At 65.2% G+C, this 23,090-nt stretch carries 20 protein-coding genes; 8 read left to right on the top strand and 12 right to left on the bottom strand.

The window, feature by feature from the left end:
• Nucleotides 1-45: 45 nt before the first annotated feature.
• Nucleotides 46-852, top strand: coding sequence for a helix-turn-helix transcriptional regulator (locus tag EYW42_RS17410; RefSeq protein ID WP_135536727.1), 807 nt, complete (start codon nucleotides 46-48; stop codon nucleotides 850-852).
• Nucleotides 853-915: 63 nt separating this feature from the next.
• Here EYW42_RS17410 and EYW42_RS17405 read toward each other — a convergent pair whose 3' ends face one another.
• Complete coding sequence (locus tag EYW42_RS17405; RefSeq protein WP_135536726.1) at nucleotides 916-4,575, bottom strand: PAS domain S-box protein; 3,660 nt, start codon at nucleotides 4,573-4,575, stop codon at nucleotides 916-918.
• A gap of 235 nt (nucleotides 4,576-4,810) precedes the next feature.
• On the opposite strand from EYW42_RS17405, the gene EYW42_RS17400 reads away from it, so the two are divergent.
• The gene (locus tag EYW42_RS17400) at nucleotides 4,811-5,059 is read left to right on the top strand and encodes a HalOD1 output domain-containing protein (RefSeq protein WP_135536725.1); all 249 of its coding nucleotides are present in this window, start codon (nucleotides 4,811-4,813) and stop codon (nucleotides 5,057-5,059) included.
• Between the two features lie 72 nt (nucleotides 5,060-5,131).
• Here the strand turns inward: EYW42_RS17400 and EYW42_RS17395 are convergent, their stop codons facing one another.
• The 5 genes from EYW42_RS17395 to EYW42_RS17375 all read right to left on the bottom strand — a co-directional run bounded on the left by EYW42_RS17395 (nucleotide 5,132) and on the right by EYW42_RS17375 (nucleotide 11,536).
• Nucleotides 5,132-6,418, bottom strand: a complete 1,287-nt coding sequence (locus tag EYW42_RS17395) for an adenosylhomocysteinase (RefSeq protein WP_135536724.1) — start codon at nucleotides 6,416-6,418, stop codon at nucleotides 5,132-5,134.
• A 254-nt stretch (nucleotides 6,419-6,672) separates the two neighbouring features.
• Nucleotides 6,673-7,680 (bottom strand): hypothetical protein, encoded by a 1,008-nt coding sequence (locus tag EYW42_RS19575; RefSeq protein WP_161972976.1) that lies wholly within the window; start codon nucleotides 7,678-7,680, stop codon nucleotides 6,673-6,675.
• A gap of 288 nt (nucleotides 7,681-7,968) precedes the next feature.
• A complete protein-coding gene (locus EYW42_RS17385; protein ID WP_135536723.1) occupies nucleotides 7,969-9,267 on the bottom strand; it encodes an ABC transporter ATP-binding protein in 1,299 nt (432 codons plus the stop codon).
• Nucleotides 9,260-10,351, bottom strand: coding sequence for an ABC transporter ATP-binding protein (locus tag EYW42_RS17380; protein ID WP_135536722.1), 1,092 nt, complete (start codon nucleotides 10,349-10,351; stop codon nucleotides 9,260-9,262). Before EYW42_RS17380 ends, EYW42_RS17385 begins: the two co-directional genes overlap by 8 nt.
• Nucleotides 10,352-11,536 (bottom strand): ABC transporter permease, encoded by a 1,185-nt coding sequence (locus EYW42_RS17375; RefSeq protein WP_135536721.1) that lies wholly within the window; start codon nucleotides 11,534-11,536, stop codon nucleotides 10,352-10,354. It abuts the gene before it with no gap.
• Nucleotides 11,537-11,841: 305 nt separating this feature from the next.
• Between EYW42_RS17375 and EYW42_RS17370 the strand changes: the two genes are divergently transcribed.
• Nucleotides 11,842-12,798, top strand: a complete 957-nt coding sequence (locus EYW42_RS17370; protein WP_135536720.1) for an ABC transporter permease — start codon at nucleotides 11,842-11,844, stop codon at nucleotides 12,796-12,798.
• Nucleotides 12,799-12,909: 111 nt separating this feature from the next.
• On the opposite strand, the gene EYW42_RS17365 is transcribed toward EYW42_RS17370, so the two are convergent.
• Complete coding sequence (locus tag EYW42_RS17365; protein WP_135536719.1) at nucleotides 12,910-14,208, bottom strand: amidohydrolase; 1,299 nt, start codon at nucleotides 14,206-14,208, stop codon at nucleotides 12,910-12,912.
• Nucleotides 14,209-14,326: 118 nt separating this feature from the next.
• Here EYW42_RS17365 and EYW42_RS17360 point away from each other — a divergent pair, with 118 nt between their 5' ends.
• Nucleotides 14,327-14,905 (top strand): stage II sporulation protein M, encoded by a 579-nt coding sequence (locus EYW42_RS17360; RefSeq protein ID WP_161972975.1) that lies wholly within the window; start codon nucleotides 14,327-14,329, stop codon nucleotides 14,903-14,905.
• Between the two features lie 41 nt (nucleotides 14,906-14,946).
• Nucleotides 14,947-15,804, top strand: coding sequence for an ATP phosphoribosyltransferase (gene hisG / locus EYW42_RS17355; protein ID WP_135536717.1), 858 nt, complete (start codon nucleotides 14,947-14,949; stop codon nucleotides 15,802-15,804).
• Between the two features lie 39 nt (nucleotides 15,805-15,843).
• Here the strand turns inward: hisG and EYW42_RS17350 are convergent, their stop codons facing one another.
• Entirely contained in the window at nucleotides 15,844-16,215 is a 372-nt protein-coding gene (locus EYW42_RS17350; protein WP_135536716.1) for a DUF7473 family protein, read from the bottom strand.
• A gap of 39 nt (nucleotides 16,216-16,254) precedes the next feature.
• The gene (locus tag EYW42_RS17345) at nucleotides 16,255-16,815 is read right to left on the bottom strand and encodes a TATA-box-binding protein (protein ID WP_135536715.1); all 561 of its coding nucleotides are present in this window, start codon (nucleotides 16,813-16,815) and stop codon (nucleotides 16,255-16,257) included.
• Between the two features lie 259 nt (nucleotides 16,816-17,074).
• Here EYW42_RS17345 and EYW42_RS17340 point away from each other — a divergent pair, with 259 nt between their 5' ends.
• Nucleotides 17,075-18,127 carry a THUMP domain-containing protein gene (locus EYW42_RS17340; protein ID WP_135536714.1) on the top strand — a complete coding sequence of 351 codons (1,053 nt, stop codon included), beginning with the start codon at nucleotides 17,075-17,077 and terminating at the stop codon, nucleotides 18,125-18,127.
• On the opposite strand, the gene EYW42_RS17335 is transcribed toward EYW42_RS17340, so the two are convergent.
• From EYW42_RS17335 to EYW42_RS17330, 3 genes are all read right to left on the bottom strand, one after another.
• Nucleotides 18,119-18,358: a hypothetical protein gene (locus EYW42_RS17335; RefSeq protein ID WP_135536713.1), complete on the bottom strand. Its 240-nt coding sequence runs from the start codon at nucleotides 18,356-18,358 to the stop codon at nucleotides 18,119-18,121. The two genes, EYW42_RS17340 and EYW42_RS17335, sit on opposite strands and share 9 nt — an antisense overlap.
• A 24-nt stretch (nucleotides 18,359-18,382) precedes the next feature.
• On the bottom strand, nucleotides 18,383-18,526 hold the full coding sequence (locus tag EYW42_RS19570; protein ID WP_161972974.1) for a hypothetical protein: 144 nt from the start codon (nucleotides 18,524-18,526) through the stop codon (nucleotides 18,383-18,385).
• A 233-nt stretch (nucleotides 18,527-18,759) separates the two neighbouring features.
• On the bottom strand, nucleotides 18,760-19,758 hold the full coding sequence (locus EYW42_RS17330; RefSeq protein ID WP_135536710.1) for an AAA family ATPase: 999 nt from the start codon (nucleotides 19,756-19,758) through the stop codon (nucleotides 18,760-18,762).
• Between the two features lie 124 nt (nucleotides 19,759-19,882).
• Here EYW42_RS17330 and rnz point away from each other — a divergent pair, with 124 nt between their 5' ends.
• Together rnz and EYW42_RS17320 are read left to right on the top strand one after the other, a co-directional pair.
• Nucleotides 19,883-20,812 (top strand): ribonuclease Z, encoded by a 930-nt coding sequence (gene rnz / locus EYW42_RS17325; RefSeq protein WP_135536708.1) that lies wholly within the window; start codon nucleotides 19,883-19,885, stop codon nucleotides 20,810-20,812.
• Between the two features lie 80 nt (nucleotides 20,813-20,892).
• Complete coding sequence (locus EYW42_RS17320; RefSeq protein ID WP_135536705.1) at nucleotides 20,893-22,872, top strand: DUF460 domain-containing protein; 1,980 nt, start codon at nucleotides 20,893-20,895, stop codon at nucleotides 22,870-22,872.
• The last annotated feature ends 218 nt before the right edge of the window (nucleotides 22,873-23,090 follow it).

Raw genomic sequence — 23,090 nt, 5'->3', positions numbered from 1 at the left:
ACGCGGTGGGGAACGCCTAAGTCGGAACCGCTCGCAGTGGCCGACATGACCCGAGAGTCGGCTGACGAGACGTTAGAGCGCCGGCTCGAATCGCTCCAGTTCGCCGCCGGCTCGTCGGTCCGCGTCCGGATCCTCCGGACGCTCGCCGACGGCGACCGGACCAGCGACGACCTCAAGCGCCGACTCGACGTCCCGCGGACGACGCTCCGGCGAAACCTCGTCGAACTGACCGACCGTCACTGGATCGACCACGACGCTGCAGCCGACGCGTACGGACTCACACCCGCCGGGGAACTCGTACTCTCGGGCGTCGAGGACGCCATCGAACCGGTCGGGGCCGCGACCGATGTCGGCGCTTTCCTCCGAGACCTCCCCGTGTCGCCGCCGGTCGCGCCGTCGGCGCTCGCGGCCGCCGAGATAACCGTCGCGACGGAGGCCGACCCGTTCCGCCCAGTCTCACGGGTCCGAGAACACCTCGACGGGACGGGCCGTGTCCGTGGGTTCGTCCCCGTCATTAATCCGGTGTACGTCTCCGCAGTCACGGACCTTCAGAGCGACGCCGTCCCGTTCGAGTTCGTCACCGACGCCGCCGCCATCGAGACGTTCCGGGATACCCACCGAGACGCGTTCGACCTCCTGCTGGCGTCGCCGACGGCTGATCTCTACGTCGCCGACTCGGTCCCGGAGTACGGAATCGCGCTCCTCGACGAACACGTCTTCGTCGGCGGGTACGACGGAACCATGCGTCCCAACTCTACTCTCCGGGCGGACCGCGGCGAACACCGCTCAATCGTCGAGTGGGCGACCGATGCGTTCGACCGGGTCAGGGCGAGGGCGACGCCGTTGGACTGACCGCTGCGTACCGTCTGACCACTGGGCCAAAATTCCCCGTTCCCCCGGGTCGGTCGCGACCACTCATTCGTCGTCTCCGTCGCGCCCGTTCTCGAACAGTTGCGACAGGATCCGCTGCTGGCCGACGCGGAGGTGGCGGTTGACCGTCGGCTGGGTGATGTCGAGCATCTCGGCGACCTCCTCGCCGGTGCTCTCTCGCGGCCAGTCGAAGAAGCCGGCGAAGTAGGCGGTCCGAATCACTTCGAGTTGCCTGTCGGTCATCCCCTCGAACAGCGCCGTCACCACGTCCCGTCTGGTCTTGAGCGCGCGCTGGACATCGTGGCGGGCGACGAGTTCGACGCTCCGGTAGTCGTCTTCGAGCGCCCCGACGAACTCGCGGACCGAAGTCGCGGGCGGTACGTCGACGACGACTTCGAGTTCCGTTCCGTCCGCCCGTATCGTCCGGGGGCGCCCCCCGCGTCTAACGAGTTTCGCCGCCAGCGCGTCACTTGCGATGGTCGCCTCGAACCGACAGCGGTCTGCTGTTTCGCTCACCAGCCGATACGTCTGTACGGAGACGAGGTCGTCGAGTAACGTCTCGACGGTTTCCGGGTCCGCGCCGATGGTCTCGAAGAACAGTTGCGTCTGGTCGGGCGTGTTCGCGCCGAGCCCTTCGTACTCGACCTGACATCCGGTTTCTCTCGCCACCTTCGAGAGGAACTCGTCGAGGGCGTCCACTCGAAGCGTGAGTTCGAGGAGGGTGTCGGCGTGCAGCGCTCGCCGCGTCTTTGCGGCGTTGATCGAGTTGGCGATGTTGCGCCCCAACTCCTCGAACACCGTCCGCTCCAGGTCGCAGAACGCGTTCGGCTCGTCCGCGTACACCGTCAGAACGCCGTGGTCGTACTGGCCGAACGAAAGCGGGACGCTGACGACAGAGTGCAGGTCCGCGGCCAGCGCGTGCTTTCGCCAGTCCTCCGCTTTCAGCTGTTCGACGACGCTGCCGACGATCGTCGACTTGCCAGACAGCGCGGCAGCGACGGACGGTTCCGCGTCGTCCTGTCGGAGCGAAAGGGCGTTCAGATACTCTGGAGCGGACCCGGCCCACGCTCGCGGGGTGAGTTCCGTCCGTCCGCTCTCGAAACCGCCGATCCAGGCGAAAGAGATGTTCTCCGCATCGACTAGTCGCTCACACACCGTCTCTTCGATCGCTTCCTGACTGTCGGCCTGGATGAGCGTCCGGTCGATCGAGCGAATGATCTCGTTGATACCGATCTGCCGTCTGAGTCGACGGTTCTGCTCGCTGAGTTCCGCGTCGCGTTCCCGGAGTGCAGCCTCGCTCTCGAGGCGGTCGAATGCTGCTTCCGTGGTCGCTGCGAGCGTTTCGACGAGTCGTCGCGTCTCGTCGTCGATAGTCGTCGTCTCCGCCACAGCGACGAACACGCCGTGGTCGCCCAGCGGGACTAACAGACCGTTCCCGCTAGTGGGGCACACTGCTTCGTCGACGGGGTCGACGTCGTCGAGCGTAGTTTGCGTTCGCGTGACGAACGTGTCCCACACTAGCGAATCGTTGTCGCCGATGTCAACGGGGCTCGGGCCGTCACAGACATCGACGAACCCGTCCGTGTACGCGGCCGGGTCGAGGCAGCTATTCTCGCCGTCGAGGAGGTACACTGCGATGCCGTCGACGTCGAGAACGTCACCGGCGGCGTCGGCGACCAGTCCCGCTACTTCGGACTCCGTCTCGGTGTTTAACAGACTGTGAGCCACGTCGTGGAGTGACTTGAGCGCGAGTTCGCGCTCTTTCTGCTCGGTAATGTCCTGAATCGATCCCCGGACCCGATCTACCTCGCCGTCCTCGTAGACGGGTTCGCCGATAGACCGCACCCATCGTTCGTTCCCCTCCCGCGTGACGATCTTCGCCTCCAGGTCGTACTCCTCTCCGTGCTCTACCGCGTCTCTGACGGCGTCTCGGACGCGCTGGTGGTACTCGGACCGGTAGAACTCGATCCCGTCGTCGACGCTGATATCCTCCTCAGGGGGGACATCGTGGATGTGATACACCTCGTCCGTCCAGGCCATGTCGGTGTCGCCGTCGCGGACGTCGAATTCCCAGGCGCCGACCTGAGCGAGGTGTTGGGACTGCTGGAGCATGTTTTTGGTTCGTTTCAGTTCCCGCTCGCGCTCTTTCTGCTCGGTGACATCTCGACCGATACCGGCGATCACTCTCTCTCCCTGAGGGTCTTCGAGCGGTGCTGCGACGAACTCGTAGGGTATCTGTTCGCCGTCTTTCGTCAGTATATCCGCCCGTAGATACTCGCCTATCATCTCGTCTATTCGACCGATGGCCACCGTAACCGCCTCTCGGTCGTCTTCGACGAAGAACTCTCGCGCGTGCATCGATTCGACCTCCTCGCGAGAGTATCCCGTCACGCGACACAGGCTCTCGTTCCACCGCTGGAGGGCCCCGTCCTCGTCGAAGACGTAAAACATGTCGTCGATCGTGTCCAGGATCTTGTCGGTGTACTGCCTGTGACGTTCGAGCTGTCGCTCCCGCTCGCGTAGCTTCCGTTCTCGTTTCTTGCGGTCGGTCACGTCCCGGCCGATACCGACAATGATCGTGTCCTCGCCGCGGACCGCCAGTTCGGACGCAACGAACTCGTAGGGTATCTGTTCGCCGTCTTTCGTCAGGAGTGGTGCCTCCACCCGCGCGTGTCCCTCCTCGTACACCGTTTCGATCGCCGACAGTATCCTGTCGACGTAGGGATCGTCGAAGAACTCCAGCGAGTGCATCGATTCCAGTTCCGCGTCCGTGTACCCCGTCACCTCGTTCAGGGTCCGGTTCCACTGTCTGAGCAGTCCGTCCCGGTCCAGAACGTAGAACACGTCGTCGACGGCCTCCAGTATCTTCCCGGTGTGGGCCCGGTACTGTTCGAAGCGGCGCTCGCGCTCCCGCGTTTCGAACACGTAGCCGGTCCAGCGAGAGATGAGGCCGACGATCGCCTTCTCGGCGGGCGTGAACGGTTCGTCGCGGGGGTCCCGGCCGACGAAACAGAGTGTCCCGTAAACCTCGCCGCGAACGGTCAGTTTCCCGCCGAGATACCAGCCGACGTTACTGAACTCGGAGTCCATCCCGTCCGCAGTCGACGCATTGTACACGCTGCGGATGTCGTCCGACTCGACGGTGTCCCGGCAGTACGTGTTCGAGATGTCGGTTTCCGAACCCTCGCTAACGAGGTCACTCCCGTGAACCGTCCGTATCTCGTATCGTCCCGAGGACCCGTCGATCCGACTGACGAACCCGCTCGCCGCGCCGAGGTGGTCGCAGCCGAGTTCGAGCAGTCGCCGGACCTTGACCTCGTCGTCGAGCGACGCGTCGGACGCGATCCGGTACAGCCTCGGGTGGTACTTCTCGGTCACCTGTTCCGTCCGTTCACGCTCTCGCAACGTCGACGCCAGGTCGTCGACGGCGTCGGCGAGTTCCCCCACACCGTCGTCTCTCTCCGCCGTCACCGTCACGTCGTACTCGCCCTCGTCGAGTCGTTCGACGGCCTCGATCACGCGTTCGAGGTCGTCAGTCGGTCCGTCCACGGTGGCGAGAGCGACGCCGCCGACCATGAGGACCCCCTCTAGCGCCGGGCGCGAACCGGCGATAGCTGCGACTCCGGCCGCGGCGACCGAGAGAGCGGCTATCACCCCCGGCCCGATACCATTCGCGATAGCGATACGGAACGAGCCAGTTTTCATTGGGCGCTTTTCGTGTCGAACAACTATGATGGCACCGGGTAAATATATATTTCCATACCAATATTCCTCGGACTAATGGCTAGAGGAACCTCAATCGGTGAGAACGAGTCTCGAGAGAAACACCCCGGATCGGAGTTGCATCCGACTTGCGGAAAACATGTATCGTGTCGCAGAGGCCGCGCGTTTACACACGTAGTGAACAGTTCGATACCCGAGTCCGGACAACTACCCGGAGATGCTCGACGCCAGTCCGTCCGAGGACCCGCCCCGTCCGAGTACCTGGATCGTGGAAGCGTTGGCCGATGCGGTCGACATCGATCCGGTCGCGCTGCACCCGCCGCTCTACGACGTGATCGATCTGGACACGCTCGACCGGCTTTTCGGGTCCGGGAACGTGACTACTGTTGAATTCGAATATCACGGCACTGCGGTCACGGTACGCGAAGACGAGATCGTCGTCGACGGAACCGCGTACGAACCCTGATACGTCGACGCTATCTCACTCGGCCGCAGTCCCGGGCAGTAAAACAGTCAACGCCCGTCTCGTCGAGGAGCGCTACGTCCCGTGCTGCCAGGAGCCCATGTACTCGCGCTGTTCGTCTGTCAGGTTGTCGAACTCGACGCCTTCGGCAACGAGTTTTATCTCCGCGACTTCGCGGTCCAGGTCGTCCGGCACGTCGTGAACGCCGGCGTCGTACTCTCCCGGATTGGCGACTATCTCACGGACGCAGGCGGCCTGAATCCCGAAGCTCTGGTCCATGACCTCGACGGGGTGACCCATCGCGATGGGGCTGGCGAGGTTGACCAGACGCCCTTCCGCAAGGACGTTCAGGCGCGTCCCGTCCTCCAGTTCGTACTCGTGGACGCCGTCGCGAGCCTCGCGCTCGCTCACGGCGAGGTCCGAGAGCGCGTCGAGATCGATCTCGATGTCGAAGTGGCCGGCGTTTGCGAGCAGGACGCCGTCTTTCATCTTCGGATAATGCTCGCCCGTGATCACGTCGCGGTTGCCCGTCGTCGTGATGAACACGTCGCCCACTTCGGCGGCCTCCGCCATCGGCATGACGTCGTACCCCTCCATGTGCGCTTCGAGCGCGCGGCGGGGTTCGACCTCGGTGACGATGACGTTCGCGTTCTGGCCGGCGGCCTTCTTCGCGACGCCCTTGCCGACGTAGCCGTGCCCCGAGATGACGACGTTTTTGCCGGCCCACGAGAGGTTCGTCGTCATGGCGATGTTCGCCAGCGAGGACTCGCCCGTCCCGTGGACGTTGTCGAACAGCTGTTTCATCGGCGTGTCGTTGACCGCGAAGACGGGGTATTTCAGTTCGCCGTCGTCGTCCATCGCGCGGAGCCGGTGGACGCCCGTCGTCGTCTCCTCGCACCCGCCGACGATGCCGTCGATGAGTTCGGGGTAGTCCTCGTGGATGGCGGCAACCATGTCCATCCCGTCGTCGACGGTGAGCGTCGGTTCGTGGGCGATGACCGCCTCGATAGCGGCGTAATACTCCTCGTCGTCGACCTCCCGCTTGGCGTAGCTGGTGATCGAGTCGTTAGCGTCCAGCGCCGCGCTCACGTCGTCGTGGGTCGACAGCGGATTACAGCCGGTGATGGCGACCTCTGCCCCGCCAGTCGCGAGCAGTTCGACGAGGACGGCGGTTTTCGCTTCGACGTGCATCGCCATACCGATCCGCTCCCCGTCGAGCGGTCGTTCCGTCTCGAACTCCTCGCGGAGCGACTCCAGGATCGGCATGTGCTGGCGCGCCCAGTCCATCTTGCGGCGGCCCTCTTGGCGAGCGGTCTCTACGTCGTCTAGCTGCTCGCTGATGGCCGGATAGCCGTCAGTCATGTGTACTGCGAGGACGAGAAGCGGGAAAACGCTACCGAACCGTTCCGACGACACGCCGCCGAACGGCACAGTCTCACCCCCGCTCGCCGTACTCGGAGAAAAACAGAGCGGTGTGATAGGCCGGGAATCGGAATGACAGTGTTCTACGTCTTGGTGTATTGCAGGTGGCCCGCACTCTGTGGGTGAGGCGTCGTTCGGGGTGTCGAAAGCAGATGTGTGTTTCGCGTGCGAGTGCGTCAGGTCACGGTGAGCGGTTACGACCCGTTGCCGTTCCCGTTGTTGCCGTTGCCGTTCCCATTGCCATTCCCGTTGTTTCCGTTGCCGTTCCCGTTCCCATTGTTCCCGTTCCCGGGACCGCCGTCGTTAGCTCCGTCCGCAGTTTCGTCTTCTTCGTCTTCTTCCTCTTCCTCATCTTCCTCCTCTTTTTCATCTTCGTCGTTACCGCGGTCCGCAGGCGGCCCACGGTCGTCGTCATCGTCCGGACCAGCGTGACTCGGCGGACCCTGATCCGTTTCGTTGTCGTCACCGTCGGGGCCGCGGTCTTCGGGCGGGCCGCGTTCCGTTTCGTTCTCGTCACTGTCCGGGCCACGGTCCTCGGGCGGGCCTCGCTCCGTTTCGTTGTCGTCACCGTCGGGGCCGCGGTCTTCAGGCGGGCCGCGTTCCGTTTCGTTCTCGTCGGGACCGCGGTCCTCGGGCGGGCCGCGTTCAGTTTCGTTGTCGCCGTCCGGACCCGCGTGGCTCGGCGGACCCGTCTGACCGGGCGCGTTACTGGGGTTGTTCGACACGACGAAGTCGGCGATCAGGAGTCCGCGCGGGCCGTCGGTGTCACTGCTGTTTAGCTCCCCCATGAAGCTCGTCAGGTAGAGGCCGAAGTTCTTCTGCTCGTACCCCTGTTCGTCATCCCCGCCAGCGACGAGCGTCGCCTCGGTAGACGCGGACGTGTCGTCGACGGTGGCCGTGACGCTGACGTTCACCGTCTCGGACGGGGCCGGCAACTCGACTGTCCCGTTCGTGATCCCGTAGTCGCCCGCTCCGCCGTACGTGGCGTTGTCGTCGGTGACTGCGACCGACACCGTTCCGTTATCCACGTCGTCTCCCGTGACGGTCACGGTAGCTGTGCCATCGCTGTTTTGCGCGACATCGACGGAGAGATCCGTGTTCGCCGCGGCCGCGACTCCGCCCGCAGCCATAGCGGGTGCGACCATCGATACCACCAGCGCGACGCCGACCGCGAGCGCCGATAGCTTTCGTATCTGACTCATTTCACTCCGAGAATGACCGGTACTGCGCATAAACCCCGTTTCCCGTTCAGTTCGTTCAATAACTCGATAGAGGGGGACAGAACGTTTTAGAGCGTTTAAAAACATATCTGTGAGTTTAAAATCCGACTAATTGGGCGGTAGTGGGGCGGTCGTCCCCGTTTCAGGGTGTGCGAATTACGGTGCCGTCGTCACCGCACAGCACGCGTCTGATACTGTCGGACGGACCTGTGTGACGAGGTTCGACCTCTTTGTGTGGACAGTCCTCATCGCCCTGTCCGACAGTACGGCTCACTCGCTTCGGTTCGTGTTCGACGAGTCGTCCGGCCGGTAGCGGTGACACGTGACGGCGCAGCCGTCGGATCTGTGCTGCGCCGGTCGCTCACGCTCGCAGACGCTCGGAAACGTCTCCGCGAGCCGCTCCGACGCGGCGCTCGCATCGCCGTCGGCGAACGCCGTGAGCGCCTCCGATAGCGACCGCTCCGCCCGTTCGTCGGCGAGTTCCTGCGCCACGCCGTACTCCTCGCGAACGGCCGCCGCGACTGCGGCCGGGGACGGTGTTTCGTCGTCGCCGCCGAGGCGCTCGCGGACCGATTCGAGGCCGATGTCGCCGTTCCGGAGGCCGACGCGGAGCGCGAACACCGACTGGAAGGTCGACTGGTCGATATCGAGGTCGTCGGGCGGGATGACTGCCTGACAGCGCGTGTGGAAGCGGCAGCCGTCGGGCGGCGAGGCGGGGTCGGGAACCTCGCCGTCCAGTTCGGCGTCTCCGAGTTGCTCGTGTGGGTCAGGGTCGGGAATCGCCGCGAGGAGCGCGCGCGTGTAGGGGTGTTTCGGGTCGTCGAACAGGCTCTCCGTCGGACCGCGTTCGACGAGTTCGCCCAGATACATCACCGCGACCCGGTCGCAGAGTCGCTCGACGACGCTCATGTCGTGGCTGATGAGCAAGATGGCGAGGTCGAAGGCTTCCTGAAGGTCCTGAACCAGAGCGAGTATCTCCGCCTGAACGGAAACGTCGAGTGCGCTCACGGGTTCGTCCAGTACGAGTACGTCCGGGTTCAGCGACAGCGCCCGGGCGAGTGCGGCCCGCTGTTTCTGCCCGCCGGACAGTTCGTGCGGGTAGCGCTCGCGGTCGTCCGCGGCGAGGCCGACGACTTCCAGCAGCGATTCGACGCGCTCGCGCCGCCGATCCGCGTCGTCGAGGCCGTGAGCGACCATCGGTTCGGCGACGGACTCGCCGATAGTCATTCGCGGGTCGAAACTCGAACCGGGGTCCTGAAACACTATCTGGACCCGCCGTCTGAAGCGCTTTCGCTGGGTTCGAGATTGGTCTGCGATGTCTTGCCCGGCGACCGTCACCGATCCAGCCGTGGGGGATTCGAGCGACAGCACCGTCCGCGCGACCGTCGACTTGCCGCAGCCGGATTCGCCGACCAGTCCGAGCGTCTCCCCGCGCCGGAGGTCGAAGGAGACGCCGTCTACCGCCCGGACGCGACTCGTCTCGCGGTTCAACCACCCGCTCCGGACGGGGTAGTGTTTTTCGAGGCCGCGGACGGACAGAAGCGCCGACGAGTCGGTGGCGTCACTCATCGTCGCTCACCCCCAGCGACGACGCCTCGCCCGTCGACCCCGCGTCGCGCTCCCCGTCCAGATCGGCTCCGTCCATCGTATCCGACTCGCTCGCGTCCTCTCGGAGCACGGACGGGTCGCGCCCGTCGCCGTAGTACACGCACGACGCCGTGTGGTCTTCCCCGTCAACCGCTTCCAGAGGGGGCTGTCCGTCCGTACTGCACTCCTCGACTGCGTGCGGGCAGCGCGGATGGAACCGGCATCCGGACGGCGGGTCCGTCGGGTCCGGGAACGACCCGTCGATCGGTTTCGAATCCCGGCCGCGCCGCGGGAGACAGTCAAGCAACGCGCGGGTGTACGGGTGTGCCGGACGGTCGAAGATGTCGACGACGTCGCCTCGCTCCATCACCTTCCCGGCGTAGAGTACGACGACCCGGTCCGCGATCTGAGCGACGACGCCGAGGTCGTGTGTGACGAACACGATAGCCATCCCGTGTTCGTCCTGGAGGTCCTGGAGCAGTCGTAGGATGCCGGCCTGCGTCGTCACGTCTACCGCCGTCGTCGGTTCGTCGGCGACCAGCACGTCGGGGTCCGACGCGAGCGCCATCGCGATGACGGCCCGCTGTTTCATGCCGCCGGAGAACTCGTGGGGGTACTCGTCGACCCGCTCCGCCGGGTTCGGGATCCCCACCCGGTCGAGCAGGCGCACCGCGCGTCGCCGCGCGTCCGACCGGGACACATCGCGGTGAATCCGGATCGACTCGACGAGTTGCTGTCCGATGGTGTATACCGGGTCGAGCGCGCCCTGTGGGTTCTGGAACACGTGGGCGATACGGTTGCCTCTGACCGACCGGAGTTCGCGCTCGGACGCGGCCAGCAGGTCCTGCCCGTCGAACCGGATCGTCCCGTCCAGCGTCGCCGGCGGCGACGGAACGAGGCGAGTGAACGACTCGCAAGCGACGGTTTTCCCGGACCCGCTCTCGCCGACCAGACAGACCGTCTCCCCTCGGCGAACGTCCACGTCGAACCCGTCGAGGGCCGTGACGGTGCCGCGGTCGGTGTCGAAGGTGACCGAAAGGTCAGACACCGAGAGCAGCGGGGCCATCTACGTCTCACCCCGCGGGTCGAGAACGTCTCGAAGCGTGTCCCCGACGACGTTGAGCGCAATCACGGTCGAGGAGAGCAGAACGACCGGGAACAGCCAGACCCACCACTTCGCCATCGGCGGCGGTGCCGACAGCATCCCGCCTGCCGTCCTGAACCCGTTGCGGATCGTCTGGCCGAACGATGGGTACCACCGTCCGATGTCGCCGAGGCTGAGAAACGTGATCGCCGCCTCGATCAGGATCAGTTGCGGTACCTTCTGGGTAGCGCCAACCAGCACCGTGTTCGACACGTTCGGGAGAACGTGTCGTCGGAGGACGGTGAGATGGCCGACGCCGGCGCTTCTGGCCGCCTCGATGTACCCCTCCTCTCGTCGCTGTAACGTTTCGCTCCGAACGAGTCGGGCCATGCTTCCCCAGCTTAACAGACTGAACACGACGGCGAGCAACAGCAAACTCCGCCCGTAAATGAAGATCAGGATCACGTAGATGACGAAGGCCGGAACCGACTGCTGGACGTCGACGTACCCCATCAGTAGGGTGTCGACCCACCCGCCGACGTAGCCCGCGACGACGCCGACGGCCGTGGCGAGCGGCACCATGATCACCGTGGCGATCACGGCCATCTGCAGGCTCGTCCGCAGGCCCCAGAGGAGGAGCGTGTGCATGCTGTATCCCCGATGAGCCGTACCGAGCGGGTAGTTAAGCGTCCCTCGACAGAACTCCTCGCCGCCGGACGTGACGACCGGCCCGACGCAGTCGTCCCCGGCCGGTGCAGTGATGAACGCCGGTGGCTGGTGTTCGATGTACAGGTTGAGTTGCGCCCGCTCGACCAGTATCGGGGCCAACAGTGCGAGACTGACCACGACAGCGAGATAGCCGAGACAGACGACGGCGACCCTGTTGGACGCGAACCGGTCCCAGTAGCGGCGAGTCCGCGCCGGGTCCCGGACCAGCGGCGGAACGACGATGAACGCGAGCACGACGAGGCCCGCCCGGTACACCCAGGTCAGTCGGGACGGGAACATGAGAACGGCGTCGCCGTGTTCCCCGTAGTGCAGGCGGAGCGCCAGGAGGGCACCGAGCGAGAGGACCAGTCCGACGAACTGCCACGGGACCGACCACCCTCCGTCGCGGCTCTCCCAGTTGATCGACTCTATCGGGGGCGAATCGTTCTCGGAACTCATGCGACGATATACCCCTGAGACCGAGCAGAAAACGGCCGAGTAGCGCCTGATCGAAACGCGCGTTGTTGGATAGCGAACGACCGGACCGAGTACAGTTGGATGGCGAACGACTGGCCGGAGTACAGTTGGATGGCGGACGACTGGACGGCGTTCGGGTGTTTACTGTGGAGGGGGGTCATCGTGGGTAATTTCGGGTTCTGGCGGCAGTTATGCGGTTACTATGGTTATGTTAGCATTTCCCCACGAATCATTCATTAATTTTTTGTATTCTCTCCCTCACACTCGATCTGTCAGAGCCCTCCACAATGCCGCCCTGGAAACACGTCACCAAACGAGTCCTCTTTGCAGCGTTCGCCATGTATCTCGTCGTGTCGGTTACGTTCGGCCTCGTCGCGTTGACTGAGGACCCGAACGAGGCTCAGGTCGCCCATCAAGCCACCGAGGAGGCGAGTCCGGGTCAGGAAGAAGAAGCGGTCGAGGAGGCCCTCAGCGACTACCGGGAACGGAACAACCTGGACGACCCGATCACGGAGCGATACGTCCGCTGGGTGGTCGGCATCGCGACGTTAGACTGGGGGTATTCGACCACGCAGAACGCGCCCGTCACGGACGTGATACAGCGAACGCTTCCCGCGACAATCGCGTACGTCCTGCCGGCGATGCTGTTCGCACTCGTTGGGGGTGTCGGACTCGGCGTGTTCTCAGCGATGAACGACGGGACGGTCATCGAGCGCTTCTCGACCGGCGGGCTCTCGCTCGCGTACGGCGTCCCGAACTTCTGGTGGGCGCTCGTGATACCGATGGTCGCGCCGCGGTTTGTCGGCGACGCGCTGTCTTCTATCCCCGAGTTCCAAACGATCGTCTTGCCAGCCGGCATCCTGGGAACGAGTCTCATGGCCGCCCAGCTCCGGTACGCGCGGGCGGAGTCGAACGAGTACGTCAACAGGGAGTTCGTCAAGCTTGTCCGCGCGAAAGGCGCCTCGAACGTCCGCGTTGGCCGCCACGTCCTCCGGAACGCGGCGCTCCCGCTGTTCTCGCTGTTTTTCGTCGAACTGCTGGGCGTCCTCGTCGTGAACGTCTTCGTCCTCGAACAGATCCTCCCGATCGGGGGGATCGGTGCCGTCGGTCTCCGGGCGATCAACGACCGCGACATGGCGCTCATCATCGGCGTCGCGATAGTCACCGCCTTCGCGGGTATCGTCGGTAGCCTCGTTCAGGACCTCGCACACCTCTCTCTGGACCCGCGGGTCGAGGCGGACTGATAGGGGCGGTGGTAACTGTGTCCCGGTAGTCGCCGACGCGGCCCGCCGAACTACTGAACTGGCATCCAACAGGCCCTATGAGTCGGAAAACGGACGGCGGACTCGGCCAGCTTACTCCGTTGCGCGCTCGACGAGGGCGGACGCTCGCCGCTCGGCCCGTTCTACGACTGCCGTCTCGTCGACGGTCAGCACGTCGCGGTCCCGCATGAGCACCTCGCCGTCACAGACCGTGTGTCGAACGTCGCTGCCGGACGCGGCGTACGCGAGGTGGCTCACGAGGTCGTGGTGCGGCGTCAGATGCGGTGCCGAGAGGTCCACGACCGCGAGATCGGCGTTCGCGCCGGCCTCGATCCGGCCGCTGTCGATGCCGAGCGCGGCCGCGCCGCCCCGGGTCGCCATCTCGACGACCCGCTCTGCGGGCACCGCGCTCGCGTCGTCAGTGGCGAGTTTCCCGACCATCGCGGCGTCGCGCATTTCGTCGAAGAGGTCGAGGTCGTTGTTCGAGGCCGCGCCGTCCGTGCCGAGGGCGACCGTGACCCCCGCGTCGACCATGCGCTGGACGGGCGCTATCCCGCTGGCGAGTTTCATGTTCGACGCCGGGCAGTGGACAACGGCGGTTCCCCGCTCCGCCAACAGTTCGATCTCCGTCCCGTCGACGTGGACGCCGTGGGCGACGAAGTCCTCCGGCCCGAGCATCCCGCGGTCGTCGGCGTAGGCGAGCGGTCGCTCTCCCCGCTCCTCGACGATAGGGTCGACCTCGTCAGTCGTCTCGTTGGCGTGGTAGTGGAGCGGAATTCCGGACTCGCGGGCGCGGTCGGTGTACTCGGACAGATACTCGTCGGCGACCGTCGTCAGACTGTGGGGCATCACGGCCGTCGAAACGCGGCCGTCCGCCGCACCGTTGTACTCCTCGGCGACGTCCAGACACTCCTCGAAATCCGCGATGGCGACCTCCTCGTCCTTTCCCACCGTGACCACGCCGTGGCCGACCAGAGCGCGCATTCCCGACTCGTCGACGGCGTCGACTATCTCCGGGACTTCGAAGTACATGTCGCCGAAGGCGGTCGTCCCGGACCTGATCATCTCTACGATGCCGAGATCCGCCCCGGCGCGGATGTCCTCGGCCTGAAGGGCACCCTCGACCGGCCAGATGTCTTCCTGCAGCCAGGCGTCGAGCGGTTTATCGTCGGCGTACCCGCGGAGGAGCGTCATCGAGACGTGCGTGTGAGCGTTCACCAGGCCCGGGATCACGAGGCCGCCGCTCGCGTCGAGTCGGTCGTCGGGGTCCTCGCCGACATCCTCGCCCACCGCCAGTATTTCACCGGCATCCCGGTCGACGAGTACGTCCGCGCGCCTCACTGTCATATCTGGACGGAGCACTGACCCGTCCGAGACCAGCATGGTGGTCATACCGTGGGGTTTCCGGTCCTGTGGCGTCAATCTACCGGGTCCGCGTCGGCCGTTTCGCTCACCGAACGTCGGACGCGTGCGACCGGGGTTTATTTTCCCGGGCTCCGTCGTCGTTCGTATGCAGTTCCAGTGGCTCAGTTTGGCGCTTCGAGAACACCGTCGGTATCTACTGGTCTCGGTCGGCCTGTTCCTCCTCGGGACCGTCGTGGGCGTCGGGCTGGTCGCTCGCGGCGTCGACCTCTTGGCCGAACTCGAACTGGACTCTCTCCAACAGGTGTTTCCCGCGGAGCCGACCGTCTCGTTCATCCTCGTGAACAACACGCGGGCGTTTCTCGTCTTTCTCGTCGGCGCACTTTCGCTTGGCCTGATCACGGTTCTCGGTCTGGTGGTCAACGGTGTCCTCCTCGGCTACGTCGGCGCGCTTGCGGCGGGCAACGAGGGTATCGGCTTCGTCGTCCTCGCCATTGCCCCCCACGGGATCCTCGAACTCCCCGCGCTGTTTGCCGCCAGCGCGGTCGCGTTCCGCGTCGTCGCGCGGGCCGGTGCAAGGATCGCTGGCCGACGCTCCACCGTCATGTCCGGCGACGAGTGGCGGCGGACCGCCGGGTTCGTTGCGGCGGCCTGGGTGGTCCTCGCCGTCGCCGCGTTCGTCGAGATATACGTCACTTTCGGGCTGGTCGAGGCGCTGTACGGGTAGCGAACGAAAAGCAGTTCCACGCGGACCTCGTTGACCCGACCATGCGCATCGCCGTGCCGAACAAGGGTCGTCTCCACGAACCCACTATCGAGTTGCTCGAACGCGCCGGTCTCCACGTCGTCGACGGCGCGGACCGAAAACTGTACGCCGATACGGTCGACCCGGACGTGACGCTACTGTTCGCCCGGGCCGCGGACATCCCGGAGTACGTCAGCGATGGCGCGGCCGACGTGGGCATCACGGGCCTCGACCAGGTTCGCGAGGCAGAGCCCGGAAACGTGGTCGAACTCCTCGACCTGGAGTTCGGCCGCTGTCGCCTCGTCCTCGCCGCGCCGCGCGACGGGACGATCGAGTCCGTCGACGACCTGGAGGGCGGCACCGTCGCGACTGAGTTCCCCAACGTCGCCCGGACGTACTTCGAGACGACGGGCGTTTCCCCGGACATCGTCGAGGTTACCGGTGCGACGGAACTCACTCCGCACGTCGATATGGCCGACGCCATTATCGACATCACATCGACGGGGACGACGCTCAAGGTGAACAACCTCGCCATCATCGACGAAGTGCTTTCCAGTTCCGTCCACCTGATCGCGCGCGACGACGTGCTTGACGACCCGAAAGTCGAGCAGACGGAGACCGCGTTCCAGTCCGTTCTCTCCGCGGACGGCAAGCGCTACCTGATGATGAACGCCCCGCAGGACCGCCTCGACGAGGTGCGCGACGTGATCCCGGGCCTCGGCGGCCCGACCGTGATGGACATCGCGGACGAGAACGGCGGCGAGAAGGTCGCTGTCCACGCCGTCGTCGACGAAAGCGACGTGTTCGAGACGATCACGGAAGTGAAAGAACAGGGCGCGAGCGGTATTCTCGTGACGGAGATCGAGCGGCTGGTCGAATAGCTCCGCCGACCCGAACGGTATCGGTCCGCCCGCACAGCGTCACGTCGGTGCCGTCCCGAGCAAGCCGACCAGGTTCACGAGCGTGATTCCGGCGATCACGGTCACCGTGTAGTGGATGACGGCGACCAGTCCTGCGAGCCGGTAGTTCAGCCGATACGCGCTCCGAATGGCGAGGTAATCACCGAACATCGTAACGCCGATCGTGATCGCCGGCCCGTAGTGCTGGAGCAGCACGGAAGCGGCGGCGGGGACCGGTCCGACGAGCAGGGCCCGCCGCGCCGATACCTCCCCGAGAACGTACCGCGCGGCGATATGCGCGGTCACTGAATAGCCGAGTGCGAATATCAGAAAGGTCCCGACGTATGCCACCAGCGTTCCGCCGGCCGGATCCAACTGTGCGACGAATGCCATGTCGACCGATCGGAGTCCGACAGGTAGTGCGTACCGATCTTACTCCAGCAGACCGAGGTCCTCGAGTCGAGAGACGATCTTGTCGACCGCGTGTTCGGCGTCTTCTGGCTTTTTCCCGCCGGTGATGACGAGCTTCCCGCTGCCGAACAGGAGCGCGACGACCTCGGGCTCGTCGAGGCGGTAGACGAGACCCGGGAACTGCTCGGGTTCGTACTCGATGTTTTCGAGACCGAGACCGATCGCGATAGCGTTGAGGTTGAGATTACGACCGAGGTCCGCGCTCGTGACGATGTTCTGGACGACGATCTCGGGGTCTTCGTTGACGTTGATCTCCAGTTCGCGGAGCTTGTCGAAGACGATACGGAGACTCTCGTGGACGTCGTCAGTCGACTTCGCGCCAGTACAGACGATCTTGCCGGACCGGAAGATGAGAGCGGCGGATTTGGGGTCCTGCGTTCGGTAGACGAGACCGGGGAACTGCTCGGGGTCGTAGTCGGCCCCTTCTAGGTCCATCGCGACGCTCTGCAGATCCAGTTCCTGCCCGATACCCGTCGAGGCTACCACGTTTTCGATATTAATGGTTTCCTTGGGATCAGTCATGAGTCGACTTAAAAGACGTATTTAAGGTTTATAAAGGTTGGTGCCGTCCGCAGACAGGTCGTCCACGAGACACACCGAATGGGCCGTTTATACCGAGCCAATCGACCAAATACGCTACACTGTCGGCCGTACGTCAGTGACGAGATCCGACACCCTGGTGTGTCGACAGTCGTCATGGGTCTCCGTCCGACAGTGTGAAACAGTACGCTCGCCAGTATCAGCCGACAGTATCATTGTCGGGCCACCCGGACCCTCTGTCGTGTACGTCCTCGAACTCGGCGGTGAAGACGACGCGTTCGCGGCCCGCGAGGCTGCGAGCGCCGCCGCTGACGTCTCGATCGTCGGACCTGGTCTCGCCACCGCGACGGCGATCAACCGCGACCGCGTCCGGACGCTCGCCTACACGCACCGAGCGAGTGAGATGATCGGCCGCGCGGACGCGACGGTCGACGGCGCTCGCGCACTGCTCTCGGCGTCGACGCTCGACCGCCAGGGGACCGTCGCCGTCCGCGCACGAGACGTTCGCGGGAGCGCCGATATCGATACGCAGGCCGTCGAACGCGAGCTCGGCGACGTGCTCGTCGACCGGGGGTTCACGATAGACCTCGACGACCCCGACCACGAAATCCGTGCGGTGTTCGCCCGCGGCGAACCGTCGGGTGACGTCGACGCCGACCCCGCAGATACATCGATTCTGGGCTGGCTCGCCGCCGAGAGCCGGCGGGATTACGGCGAACGCAAACCGACCGACCGCGCCTTCTTTCAGCCCGGGAGCATGGACCCGCTGCTCGCCAGAGCACTCGTAAACATCGCTGGCGCGGCACCCGGCCGGACGATCCTCGACCCGATGTGCGGAACTGGCGGCGTCCTCGTCGAAGCGGGCCTCGTCGGCGCGCGCGTTCTCGGTAGCGACGCGCAGGCGCGGATGGTTCGAGGGTCCCGCGATAACCTGGCTCAGTTTCTCGGCACTGACGGCGATTACGGAGTCGTCCGCGGCGACGCCACTCGGTTACCGTTTGCCGGTGACGCCACTGACAGCGACGAAGATGCCTCATCGAACTCACGGAGTTGGCCCGTAGACGGCGTGGTCTTCGACGCGCCCTACGGCCGCCAGTCGAAGATCGCCGCTCACGACCTGGACGACCTGGTCGCCGGCGCGCTGGCGGAGGCGCGCCGGCTCGCGCCCCGGACGGTGATGGTCGCTGATCGTTCGTGGGCCGGTACCGCCCGCGAGGTGGGCTGGGAGATCGAATCGTCGTTCGAGCGCCGCGTCCACCGGTCGCTGACGCGGCACGTGCTGGTGTTAGAGTAGGCGGTCGCACAACCACTTTCGGCCGGCGACGACGGCACCGACGAGGAGTCCGGTGAGCCAGGCCCCGAGGACGACGGTCCTGTCGGCCGTCAGTTGGTTCGACCCGGTGGCACCGAGCAGAAGGAGCGTGACGAACCAACTCGTCAGCGAAAATGACCAGATCTGGCCGTACGAGACGGGGATGCGGTCCGTCGAGGCGAGGACGCCGACGACGAACCCGGGTGCAAACACCAACACACCTGCTATCCAGGGAGGCTATCCGGCATCGAGAAGATGGGACCCGACGACTCCCATCGGCAGGGAGAGCAGGAGCGTCGCCCCGACGACGACCCCGGCCCGCTCCAGTCGCGCGGGAAGCGAGGCGTCCTCTGAGCTCTCCCTGACGGCGTTTTCAGTCATGCTCCCTCTCGGGGAGAACGATCGGCGGGGTCTGACGTTCTCTCGACATGGTTCGGCTTGGCGGATGCTTCTGATAAGTGTATCCCCCATGAAACTAACAGGCGACACCGCATGTCACGGGACGAGTCGTCGCACAACCGCCTCGTCCGCCCCGTGTCGTCTGGTCAGGTCACGAGGGGTCTGGCCGCGGTTCGGTACAAAAAGGTGTAGACGCGGATCGATCGTCGACCCGCTTACCGGCCTATCTCCGCGAGCAAGTGCGAGACGTGCAGTCTGTCGTTCGTCCCCTCCGCGAGGTCCATATCTATCTCGCCAGCGATGCGGTGGAGTTCGGCGAGATGTTCGCCGCCGTAGCGCGAGCGCGCGATCCGGAGGATGTCGTCTAGGACCTCCTCGCCGCTGAACCCCTCGTCGACGAGCAAGTCGTCGAGCGTACTCCGAGCGTCGGTGAACTCCCCGGCCTCGGCGTCGTCTAACATCTCTTTCACCTGGGTGTCCGCGCCGACGTCGCCGAGCGTTTCGTAGGCGGCGTTCATCGTGACCTCGCCTTCGGCTTCGCTGGTGGTCTGGGCGGCGAGGATCGCCCGCCGGAGGTCGCCGCCGGCGTAGCCGGCGACGTACTCCAGTCCGTCGTCGTCGTAGTCGACGCCCTCCGTCTCGACGATGTTTTCGAGGACGGCGACGACCTCGTCGTCGGTCGGTGCGCGCATCGGGACCGGGAAACAGCGCGAGCGGATCGGCGGGATGAGCTTGGTGGGCTGACGGGTCGTGATGACGAACTGGGTCATCTGGTGGTGGCGCTCCATCACGCGGCGAAGCGCCTGCTGGAAGTCAACGCGGATCCCCTCGGCGTTGTCGAGTACGACCGTCTTGTATGTCCCCGAGACGGGTGCGTAGCTCGCTGATTCCTTGAGGACGTGGTTTATCATGTCCCGTTTGGCCATGCTGCTGCGCCCGTTGAGGAAGGAGGCAAACCGCGGGTCGTTTTTGATCTCCTTTTTCGTCCGGTCGAAGAAGTCCGCGACGTTTATCTCGACGAGGTCGTTGTCCGGGTCGTCGTGAGCTGCGCGGGCCAGCGCTCGCACGGCGGCGGTCTTGCCGCTCCCTTTCGGGCCGTGGACGACGAGGTTCAGCGGTTCGTCGACGGCCTTCTGGAGGTACTCCCGAACGTCGTCCTGCGGCAGGTCCGCGAGATCTGGGGCGTAGGTGTCGGTCCACAGCGGCGCGTCCATCACCCACTGGTAGTTCCGTCAGGGGTAAGAATCGGTCGGTTCCGGCGGCCGCGTTGCAGGTGGAGGAACGACTCCGGTCACCGTTTCGAAGCGGGTTTAGGCGAGGGCGGCCGACGATACGTCAATGTCGATTCGCGTCACCTTCCTCGGGACCAGTGGGGCCGTGCCGACGACCGAGCGAAACCCCAGTAGCCTGATGGTCAACCGCGAGGGTGACGGCCTGCTGTTCGACGTGGGAGAGGGGACTCAGCGCCAGATGATGCGGTTCGGAACCGGGTTTTCGATCTCGCACATCTTCATCACGCATCTCCACGGCGACCACGTTCTCGGCCTTCCGGGACTGATCCAGACGATGGACTTCAACGACCGGGAGGAACCGCTTGCGATCCACGCGCCGCGAGGGACGCGATCCGAGGTCGAGGACCTGCTGTACGCCGCCAACACGCGGCCCTCGTTCAGGGTTCGCGTCAACGAGGTCGACGACGGCGACGTGGCGCTGACACAGTCCGACTACGAGGTGCGCGTCATCGAGGCCGACCACCGCACCAAGGCTATCGGCTACGCCATCGTCGAAGACGACCGCAAGGGCCGGTTCGACCGCGAGAAGGCGGAGGAGTTGGGTGTCCCAGTTGGCCCCAAGTTCGGCCGTCTTCACGAGGGAGAACCCGTCGAACTGGAGGACGGAACTGTCGTCCGCCCCGAACAGGTCGTCGGGGATACGCGGCCCGGCCGACGCGTCGTCTACACCGGCGATACCCGGCCGATCGCGGCGACAGTCGAGGTGGCCGAGGACGCTGACCTGCTCGTACACGACGCAACGTTCGCTGACGACTTCGCCGAACGCGCCGGTCAGACCGGCCACTCGACGGCGCGCCAGGCCGCGGAGATCGCAGCGCGGGCGAACGCGAAACGCCTCGCCATGACGCACATCTCCTCGCGCTACGCGGGCGACGTTTCCGACCACGAACGACAGGCGCGGGAGACGTTCGACGGCGAGGCGTTCGTTCCCGACGACGGACAGACCGTCGAAGTGCCGTACCCGGACGCTGAGTGACGGTCGCTGAGGGGACGCTCTACTGAGGTCTTCCGACTTCCGCCCGGTCTTTTATATCTGTGACTCCCTTACGCCGTCCTGTGAGTACCCGCACGAGTGCCCTCGACACGGTAGTCTTCGGCGTCGACGTGCAAAGCGGCGACGTCCGCGGCGACGCTCCCTCTTACGCGCTCGTCGTCTTCGACGGCGAGGACATCGACCGCGATGTCGTCACGTACCGGAAGCTCAGACGCCTAATCGAGGACGAGCGCCCGGACATCATCGCGACCGACAACATGTACGAACTCGCGGAGGACAAGGACGCGCTCGTGCATTTCCTCGGCGAACTCCCGGACGAGACGCGCCTCGTTCAGGTCACGGGCGCGGAACAGCCGGAACCACTCTCTCGGGTCGCCGGCAGGCACGGCGTTCCCTACGGAAAGGATCCGATGCAGGAGGCGGAAGCCTCGGCCCGCCTCGCTGCCCGCAACGTCGGGCAGGAGGTGTCCGCATTCACGGACACGACCGAGGTGAAGGTCTCTCGCGGCCGCTCGACCGGCAAGGGCGGGTGGAGCGAGGACCGCTTCACCCGTCGGATCCACGGGGCGGTCCGTACTCGGGCCCGCGAGGTTGAGTCAGCCCTCGACGACGCTGGCCTGGAGTACGAGAAAGATGCAACCGAGAAGTACGGCGGCTACTCCAACGCTGTCTTCCGCGTGACGGCCCGTCCGCAAGACATCCCAGTCTCCCGCCGGCGAAACGGCGACACCCGGACCGAGATCGAGCGCGTCCGGCGCGACGGCATCGAATTCCGGCCACTCGCCAAGCGACGGGACCACGTTCTCGTCGGCATCGACCCCGGGACGACGACCGCCGTCGCCATCGTCGACCTGGACGGTGGCGTCCTCGACGTCCTCTCGACGCGGACCGCAGACACCGCCGCCGTCATCGAGTGGATAGTCGAGCGCGGCCGACCGCTGCTCGTCGCCGCGGACGTGACGCCGATGCCCGAGACCGTCGAGAAGATCCGTCGCAGTTTCGACGCCGCGGCGTGGTCGCCGATGTCGGACCTCCCCGTCGACGAGAAACAGCACCGGACCCGCGATATCGGCTACGACAACGACCACGAACGGGACGCGATGGCCGCCGCGCTGTTCGCGTTCGACGACCACGAGGACCAGTTCGAGCGCATCGCCCGGAAAGTGCCGCCGCGGATGAACCGCGGCGAGATCACCGCCCGCGTCATCGCAGGCGACGAGTCAGTCGAGTCGGTTATCGACGACCTCACCGAAACCCCCGAGGAGGAGGAAGAGACCACCGAGCACACCCCCCGCGAACTCACTGCCGAGGAAAAGCGCATCCGAGACCTCGAACGGCAGGTCGAGCGCCTGCAAGCGCACGTCGAGGACCTGAACGACACCGTCGCGGAGAAAGACGACCGCATCGACGAACTGGAGAGCAACCTCGACGCGGCCCGCAGCGAGGAGCGCCGCGAGGTCCGTAAGGACCGCGAGGTGACCCGCCTCGAACGCGAGACCGAGCGCCTCGAACGCGAATTAGAGGAAGAACGCGGGCGCAACGAGGAACTCCAGGGGAAACTCGACCGCCTCAAGGAACTGTGGAAACTCGACCACTCGAACTTCAGCGACGTGGCGGCCGAGAAGAAGGGCCTCGTTCCGGTCAAACCGGTAGAGAAGTTCACCAGAGGCGCGCTAGAGGCGGCAAACGAGTCGTACGGCCTCGCGGAGGACGACGTGATCTACCTCCGGGACGCAAGCGGCGCGGGCCGCAGCACCGCCGAGAAACTCGTCGACGTGAACCCACGCGTCGTCCTCAAAAACGGCGGCGCGATCTCCGATATCGCCGACGAGATCCTCTTCAAGAACGGGATCCCGGTCGGCCCCGCGGACGACGTGGCCATGCAGGAGGTCGACGAACTCGCGGTCGCCCGCGAGAGCGAGGTCGAGGCCGTCATCGACGACTGGGAGGACCGCGCGGAGGAACGGCGCAAGGAGCGCAAGGCCGAGGAACTCGACCGGCTAATCAGCGAACACCGGGCGGACCGCGGCGAGTCCGACTAACGCGACCTTTTTTCTCGTCGGGTCGCCGAAGGCGACCACTCCTCCAAAAAATGTCGATCAAAAAAGGCCGCTTGCTCACTCGCTACGCACGTTCGCTCGCGGACCTTTCTCTTGTCGCGCCTGCCTGCCCTCCCCAGAGTCGCGCGGTTCGTCGCGTCCGCTTCTCACCGCGCTCGCCGGCCGTAACTCGGAATGATCGGCTCCGACGCCCGTTCGCC

This window comes from Halostella pelagica, from assembly GCF_004762015.1.
In the GTDB taxonomy this organism is placed as follows: domain Archaea; phylum Halobacteriota; class Halobacteria; order Halobacteriales; family Natronoarchaeaceae; genus Halostella; species Halostella pelagica.
This window is presented reverse-complemented; position numbering and strand designations above follow the sequence as displayed.